General features: G+C 69.1%; 9 protein-coding genes. 4 read left to right on the top strand and 5 right to left on the bottom strand.

Annotated features, from left to right (window positions below; genetic code table 11):
* Positions 1-874 (bottom strand): ABC transporter substrate-binding protein (locus R6V09_RS41665; protein ID WP_317886693.1); only part of this gene is annotated, 874 nt, incomplete at its 3' end.
* A gap of 293 nt (positions 875-1,167) precedes the next feature.
* Here R6V09_RS41665 and R6V09_RS41660 point away from each other — a divergent pair.
* The 4 genes from R6V09_RS41660 to R6V09_RS41645 are packed head-to-tail and all read left to right on the top strand — an operon-like array spanning position 1,168 to position 5,040.
* The gene (locus tag R6V09_RS41660) at positions 1,168-1,458 is read left to right on the top strand and encodes a hypothetical protein (protein ID WP_317886692.1); all 291 of its coding nucleotides are present in this window, start codon (positions 1,168-1,170) and stop codon (positions 1,456-1,458) included.
* Positions 1,459-1,489: 31 nt separating this feature from the next.
* The gene (locus R6V09_RS41655) at positions 1,490-2,311 is read left to right on the top strand and encodes a hypothetical protein (protein WP_317886691.1); all 822 of its coding nucleotides are present in this window, start codon (positions 1,490-1,492) and stop codon (positions 2,309-2,311) included.
* 18 nt (positions 2,312-2,329) lie between these two features.
* On the top strand, positions 2,330-4,273 hold the full coding sequence (locus R6V09_RS41650) for a fumarate reductase/succinate dehydrogenase flavoprotein subunit (protein WP_317886690.1): 1,944 nt from the start codon (positions 2,330-2,332) through the stop codon (positions 4,271-4,273).
* Positions 4,270-5,040, top strand: coding sequence for a succinate dehydrogenase/fumarate reductase iron-sulfur subunit (locus R6V09_RS41645; RefSeq protein ID WP_317886689.1), 771 nt, complete (start codon positions 4,270-4,272; stop codon positions 5,038-5,040). The genes R6V09_RS41650 and R6V09_RS41645 overlap by 4 nt, the downstream gene beginning before the upstream one ends.
* On the opposite strand, the gene R6V09_RS41640 is transcribed toward R6V09_RS41645, so the two are convergent.
* The 4 genes from R6V09_RS41640 to R6V09_RS41625 all read right to left on the bottom strand — a co-directional run.
* Entirely contained in the window at positions 5,021-5,332 is a 312-nt protein-coding gene (locus R6V09_RS41640; protein WP_317886688.1) for a hypothetical protein, read from the bottom strand. The two genes, R6V09_RS41645 and R6V09_RS41640, sit on opposite strands and share 20 nt — an antisense overlap.
* On the bottom strand, positions 5,329-6,318 hold the full coding sequence (locus R6V09_RS41635) for a phosphotransferase family protein (protein WP_317886687.1): 990 nt from the start codon (positions 6,316-6,318) through the stop codon (positions 5,329-5,331). Before R6V09_RS41635 ends, R6V09_RS41640 begins: the two co-directional genes overlap by 4 nt.
* Positions 6,315-6,602 carry a hypothetical protein gene (locus R6V09_RS41630; protein WP_317886686.1) on the bottom strand — a complete coding sequence of 96 codons (288 nt, stop codon included), beginning with the start codon at positions 6,600-6,602 and terminating at the stop codon, positions 6,315-6,317. The genes R6V09_RS41635 and R6V09_RS41630 overlap by 4 nt, the downstream gene beginning before the upstream one ends.
* Positions 6,603-6,783: 181 nt before the next feature.
* On the bottom strand, positions 6,784-7,078 hold a 295-nt coding region (locus R6V09_RS41625; RefSeq protein ID WP_317886685.1), incomplete at its 5' end, for a hypothetical protein.

The raw sequence follows: 7,078 nt of genomic DNA, 5'->3' as shown, positions 1-7,078 counted from the left end.
CCGCGAGCGCGATCCGGCTCGCGTCGGCGGGGTCGATCGCGGCCAGGTCGACCGTGCCGTCGGCGAGCGCGGCGGCCCGCTTCTCCAGCGGTACGGCGGCCAGCACGAGCTGGGAGAGCTTCGCGGGCCGGCCCCACCAGTGCGGGTTGCGGCCGAGGACGATCTCCTTGTCCTTGCGGTCGACCTTCTGCACCGCGAACGCGCCGGCGGTGACCTTCAGCTTGCGGCGCGCCCCGTCGTTGAAGGCGTCCGGGGTGCCCATGACGTCCTTGGGGTACAGCGGGGAGAACAGCGCCTTCCAGTCGGCGTACGGCCTGCTGAAGGTGACCTTGACCTCAAGGTTGTTGGCGCCGCGCTCGATCTTCTCGATGCGGTCGTAGCCGGCGTTGCGGGCGGTCCAGTACGCGGAGTCCTTGCCGGACAGGGCGCGCCACTGGGCGGCGAAGTCGGCGGCGCCGATCTCGCGGCCGTCGCTCCACACGGCCTGCTGGTCGAGCTTGTAGAGGACGACCTGCTTGGGCTCGGTGTCGACGACCTTCGCGGACTCCAGGTAGTCGGCGTCGCGCTGCGGGCGGCCCTGCGCGTCGAGCCGGAACATGGCGGGCAGGACGGCCTGGGCGACGCGGGTGGTGGCGTCGTCGGCGTCCGACTGGAAGGTGTTGAGGGTCTCGGGCACATCGTCCACGGCCCAGCGCAGGGTGCCGCCGTCGGCGACCAGGTCACGCCCGACGGGCGCGATGTCCTGTCCGGCCAGCGGCTTGCCCGACTCGTCGTCGGAGCTGCACGCCGAGAGGGTGGGCACCGCGAGCGCGCCCGCGGTGAGGAAGGCGACCGAGCGCATGACCGCGCGCAGTCTGACGCCGTCGTGGGACATCACTGCTACCTCCGGTAAACCGCGGGGCTTCTGATCACTTTTGGCGGTATATGGAGCTGATCAGATCTTTGCGGCCACTGAAGAGGAAACGGTTCGGCCATGAAGGGCGACACGGCGGGGGGCGCCGGGAAGCCCACCCGTGCGGCGCAATGTTCGAATCTGCCCCCGTACACACCAACGCACCCCGGCCAATCCGTGCACACCGCTTCCCACCGGCAGGTGTGACGCGCAACACTCGCAGGCGCATGAACGTTGCCGTCCAGGGCCGACGCCCGCGGAAGTGAGGTCACGTCATGTCCGTGCACGACGAACTGACGTCAGTCCAACGCTGTCTCGACGACCTGTTCAGGTCGGTGGGACGGCTGGAACAGCAATTCGGCAGCGGCGGCCTGGAGATGCGCAGGGTCAAGGCCGACGCCGACCGGCTGCGCGAGAGCGTCGCGCTGCTGCGCGACGCCGCACCAGGGATCGAGCGCCCACGGCGCCCCGATCTCGTCCCCATCTCGGACGCCCCGTACGACAAGAGCCTGTGGACGGACACGGACGACGAAGGACTCGGCGCCCACCACGGCCCCGGCCACTGAGCGTCCCCAGCAACCGACCGGAGTCTTCAAGTTGGCCACTGGTACGGAACCCCATCCGAACAGCGGCGGCGTACACACCGGTACGCGCGCCGCCATCGACGCCCCGCATCTGCGGACCGACCGCTGGTGGCTGGCCCCGGCCGTCACCGCCGCCGGACTGCTCGCCTTCATCGTCTACTCGACCTGGCGGGCCTTCGCGGACTCCAACTACTACTCGGCGCCCTACGTCTCGCCGTTCTACTCGCCCTGTCTGGCCGACCGCTGCAGAACCATGCACGCGGGCCCGAACGCCGACCTCTTCGGGAGCTGGTGGGGCATCTCCCCCGCCATCATCATCCTGATCTTCCCGCTCGGCTTCCGTCTGACCTGCTACTACTACCGCAAGGCCTACTACCGCGGCTTCTGGGCCTCTCCCCCGGCCTGCGCGGTGGCCGAGCCGCACAAGAAGTACTCCGGCGAGACCCGCTTCCCGCTGATCCTGCAGAACGTCCACCGGTACTTCTTCTACGCGGCGCTCCTGGTGGCGGGCACGCTGACGTACGACACCGTGCTGACCTTCCGCGACGAGCACTACCACTGGGGCCACATGGGCCTGGGCACCCTCGTCTTCCTGGCCAACATCGTGCTGATCTGGGCGTACACCCTGTCCTGCCACTCCTGCCGGCACATCGTCGGCGGCAAGCTCAAGCACTTCTCCAAGCATCCCGTGCGCTACAAGGCCTGGAAGTTCGTGGGGAAGCTGAACAACCGTCATATGCAGCTCGCCTGGGCGTCGTTGATCAGCGTGGCGGCTGCCGATTTCTACGTGTACCTGGTCGCATCCGGTGCTTTCAATGATCCGCGCTTCTTTTAGATTGGGTGGGGCCTTCTGATGTCCGTGGTCGAGCGACAGGAGTGGGACGTCGTCGTGGTCGGTGCCGGTGGCGCCGGTCTGCGGGCCGCCATCGAGGCGCGCGAGCGCGGTGCCCGTACGGCGGTGATCTGCAAGTCGCTGTTCGGCAAGGCCCACACGGTGATGGCCGAGGGCGGCATCGCGGCGGCGATGGGCAACGTGAACTCCGGCGACAACTGGCAGGTCCACTTCCGCGACACCCTGCGCGGCGGCAAGTTCCTCAACCAGTGGCGCATGTCGGAGCTGCACGCGAAGGAAGCCCCGGACCGGGTATGGGAGTTGGAGACCTGGGGCGCCCTCTTCGACCGCACCCAGGACGGCCGGATCTCCCAGCGCAACTTCGGCGGCCACGAGTACCCGCGCCTCGCCCACGTCGGCGACCGTACGGGACTTGAGCTGATCCGCACGCTCCAGCAGAAGATCGTGTCGCTCCAGCAGGAGGACCACAAGGAGACGGGCGAGTACGAGTCCCGTCTGAAGGTCTATCAGGAGTGCACGGTCACAAGGGTGTTGAAGGACGGGAGCCGTGTCTCGGGCGTCTTCGCGTACGAGCGCGAGACCGGCCGCTTCATGGTCCTCGAAGCACCCTCTGTGGTGATCGCGACGGGCGGGATCGGCAAGTCCTTCAAGGTGACGTCGAATTCGTGGGAGTACACGGGCGACGGGCACGCGCTGGCACTGCTGGCGGGTGCGCCTCTCCTCAACATGGAGTTCGTGCAGTTCCACCCGACAGGCATGGTCTGGCCCCCGTCGGTGAAGGGCATCCTCGTCACCGAGTCGGTGCGCGGCGACGGCGGGGTGCTCAAGAACTCGGACGGCAAACGCTTCATGTTCGACTACATCCCGGACGTCTTCAAGGAGAAGTACGCCGAGTCGGAGGCGGAGGGCGACCGCTGGTACGAGGACCCGGACCACAACCGCCGTCCCCCCGAACTGCTCCCCCGCGACGAGGTCGCCCGCGCCATCAACTCCGAGGTGAAGGCGGGCCGCGGCTCACCGCACGGCGGGGTCTTCCTGGACGTGTCGACGCGCATGCCGGCGGAGGTGATCCGGCGCCGACTCCCGTCCATGTACCACCAGTTCAAGGAGCTGGCCGACGTCGACATCACGGCGGAGGCGATGGAGGTCGGGCCGACCTGTCACTACGTGATGGGCGGTATCGCGGTCGAGTCGGAGACGGCGGCGGCACGCGGGGTGCAGGGGCTGTTCGCGGCCGGTGAGGTAGCCGGCGGCATGCACGGCTCCAACCGGCTCGGCGGCAACTCCCTTTCCGACCTGCTGGTGTTCGGCCGCCGGGCGGGCTGGCACGCGGCGGACCACGCGGCCGACCTGGCGGACAGCCGCCCGCTGGTCGACGACACCGAGGTCGACCTCGCGGCGGCGGAGGCACTGCGCCCCTTCTCGGCGGAAGGCCCCGAACCCGGCAAGGAGAACGGCCGCCCGCCGGAGAACCCGTACACCCTCCACCAGGAACTCCAGCAGACCATGAACGACCTCGTCGGCATCATCCGCCGCGAGGGCGAGATGGAACAGGCGCTGGAGAAACTGGCCGACCTGCGGGTACGGGCACGGCGGGCCGGGGTCGAGGGCCACCGGCAGTTCAACCCCGGCTGGCATCTCGCCCTGGACCTGCGGAACATGCTGCTGGTCAGCGAGTGCGTGGCGCGGGCCGCGCTGGAACGCACCGAGTCGCGCGGCGGACACACCCGCGAGGACCACCCCGGCATGAACCGTGACTGGCGCCGCATCAACCTGATCTGTCAACTGACCGATCCCGACGGCGGGTTGGCGGCCACGGACCCGGTGTCCGGCCAGATCACCCTGACCCGCGAGACGACCGACCCCATCCGCGCCGACCTGCTCGCCCTCTTCGAGAAGGAAGAGCTGGTCAAGTACCTCGCCGAAGAGGAGCTGTACGAGTGAGCAGCTACGAGGCCCGCTTCAAGGTGTGGCGGGGGGACGTCAAGGGCGGCGGCCTGGAGGACTTCAAGGTCGAGGTCAACGACGGCGAGGTGATCCTCGACATCATCCACCGCATCCAGGCCACCCAGGCCTCCGACCTCGCCGTGCGCTGGAACTGCAAGGCGGGCAAGTGCGGTTCGTGCTCGGCGGAGATCAACGGGCGGCCCCGGCTGATGTGCATGACCCGCATGTCGACGTTCACCCGCGAGGAGACGATCACCGTCACCCCGCTGCGCGCCTTCCCCGTGATCCGCGACCTCGTCACGGACGTGGGCTTCAACTACCAGAAAGCCAGGGAGGTTCCGGCGTTCGTCCCGCCGGAGGGTGTGGGTCTCGGCGAGTACCGGATGATGCAGGAGGACGTGGACCGCTCGCAGGAGTTCCGCAAGTGCATCGAGTGCTTCCTGTGCCAGGACACCTGCCACGTGGTCCGCGACCACGAGGAGAACAAGACGGCGTTCGCGGGCCCCCGATTCCTCATGCGGGTCGCGGAGTTGGACATGCACCCGCTGGACGCGGCGGCCGAGAGCGGCCTCGACCGCAAGAAGACCGCCCAGGACGAACACGGCCTCGGCTACTGCAACATCACCAAGTGCTGCACCGAGGTCTGCCCCGAGGGCATCCACATCACTGACAACGCGCTGATTCCCTTGAAGGAACGGGCGGTTGACCGCAAGTACGACCCGCTGGTGTGGCTGGGGTCGAAGATCAGGAGGCGTTCTTCGTAGGGTTCGTGGGGCGGGCCGCGGCGCTCTGGACGAGGACCCCTGCGGCGGCCACGATCCCGCCGACCACCGCGAACGGGGCCAGCCGCGAGTCGCCCGGGCTCTGGAACGGTCCGCAGAACACGAACGCGGCCAGCCCCGCGTCGCTGACCAGCATGCCGTAGCCCCACAACCGGGGGCGCGCGATGCTGTGTCGGCGGACGAGCGGGGTCCAGCCGCGCGTGATCGCGCCGATGCCGACGACGGCGAGGCCGGCGATCAGCAGTACGGCCACGGTCAGTTCGATGTCGCTCATGTCCGCTCCGCGAGGGACAGGGCCTGTTGGAGGTTGTGTTCCGCGATGCCCCGCATGAACTCCGGGTCGTCGAAGTCGCCGACATCGAGGAGGCGCAACGGGCCCGCCACCAGGGAGAGATGCATCGCCAGGCGGTACAGGCGCAGCCGGTCGTCGTCCAGGCCGTCGGTGCGCAGGGCGTCGTAGTGGCGACCGAAGCGAAGGCGGAGGAAGACGTGCTCCCATTCGACGTCGAAGTACATCAGGCCTTCGATGTCGATGAGGGCGAGGTCGCCGTCGGGGGTCACGCGGACGTGGTCGGCGCCGAGTTCGCCGTGGATCAGGGCGGGGGGCTCGGTGCGGGGGCGGACCCGGGCGGCCAACTCCCCTAGCCAGTCGGCCAGTTGGCTGTGGACGGCGGTGACCCGTGGCTCGCGTGCGGTGAGTTCGTCGAGGTCGCCCAGGGCGCGTTCGACGATGATCTCCGCGCACGAACCGCCGTACGAGGAACCGCCGTTGTCGACGACCGCGACCTTCCCGAAGCGCGGGCCCGTGCAGGCGTGCAGGGTGTCGAGGAGGGCCGCCATCCGCTCCAGCGCCTCGGGTGCGGCGGCCGGGTCGGCGTCCAGCAGGTCCTCCAGGGTGCCGCCCGGAAGGTCCTCGACGATCGCCGCGTCCGCCGGGAGGTGGGTGTGCGTGGGGTCGGCGTACAGGAGCCGGGGCGCGCGGACCCCGGCCGTGGCGAGGCGGTCGGCCGCCGCTGTGAAGAGGGTGAGGCCGGAGGCGTGGGAGAAGGGGTCGCGGGGGTCGCCGGGGCCGGCGTCCCAGAGGTCCTCGTCCGGGGACCACACGTAGGCCACCGCGGTCGTGCCGTCCTCGAAGGTGAGGCGGTAGACGCCCTTCTTCGAACCGCCCCGGATGCGGGTCGCTTCCTTCAGCGTGCGGCCGACGGCATGTGCGAGCGGTGCCAGGTCCTCGCGGGTGAGGAATTTACGGGTGACAGTCACCGGAGCACAGGGCGCTGCGCACGCCACTGCAGTACACCGCCGACAACGATCAGCGCGAGCGCCGTCGCCCCGCCGACGTCATCCATGGCCAGGGAATCCGCCCACCAGCGCAGGGACATCGCCGTCCCCATGCCCAGCGCCATCGTCAGCATGCCGTATCCCCACAACTCCGCCTGTACGACCCTGCTGCGCGCAGTCGGCGGCATCCATCCTGTCGTCACCGCGGCGACTCCGGTCGCCGCCATCAGCAGCAATGCCACTGCGGCCAGCTCTGTCCACATCATTGCCCACCCCCCTCAGGCTCAACCGATCATCCCACCCCGGGCTGTGAACAGCACCCGTTTTACATCGAGTTGCATCGAGCAGTCATCCGGTCTGGGAAGTGAGCAGTTCGCACGGGGATGGTGTCGGTACGCGCTCCGGACGGGAGAAGGAGGACCTCGTGACCGTCGTATTCGTTCAGGTTCAGGGGCGCGTGAGAGGTTCCCCGTCGAGCTCGTGGCGCCACAGGATGTCGCTGACGCGATCGACCGCCGAGGTGAGGTGGCGGCGGTAGGTGCTGAACGGCAGCCCCAGGCGCTCGGCCGCGGCCTCCTGCGTCGGCGCGGCCTTCAGGTAGGTGGTCGCGAGAGCGCGATGGCGCTTCTCACCGCCGCGTTCCGCCAGCAGGGCGTCCACGGCGCGGGCGAGGACGTCGGCGAGACTGCCGCCGTTCGCCACGACCACCCGGCTGCGGTTGAGGGGGTTGCCGGCGGGCCCC

The sequence above is a fragment of the Streptomyces sp. W16 genome, assembly GCF_033194735.1.
Taxonomy (GTDB): domain Bacteria; phylum Actinomycetota; class Actinomycetes; order Streptomycetales; family Streptomycetaceae; genus Streptomyces.
Note: the sequence above shows the minus strand (reverse complement) of the source record. Positions and strands in the feature narration are given on the sequence as shown.

What these genes read in the sequence shown, in the direction of transcription:
- R6V09_RS41660 (WP_317886692.1), top strand. Translation starts at nt 1,168, where the DNA reads ATGTCCGTGCACGACGAACTGACGTCAGTCCAACGCTGTCTCGACGAC.
- R6V09_RS41650 (WP_317886690.1), top strand. Translation starts at nt 2,330, where the DNA reads ATGTCCGTGGTCGAGCGACAGGAGTGGGACGTCGTCGTGGTCGGTGCC.
- R6V09_RS41640 (WP_317886688.1), bottom strand. Translation starts at nt 5,332, where the DNA reads ATGAGCGACATCGAACTGACCGTGGCCGTACTGCTGATCGCCGGCCTC.
- R6V09_RS41630 (WP_317886686.1), bottom strand. Translation starts at nt 6,602, where the DNA reads ATGATGTGGACAGAGCTGGCCGCAGTGGCATTGCTGCTGATGGCGGCG.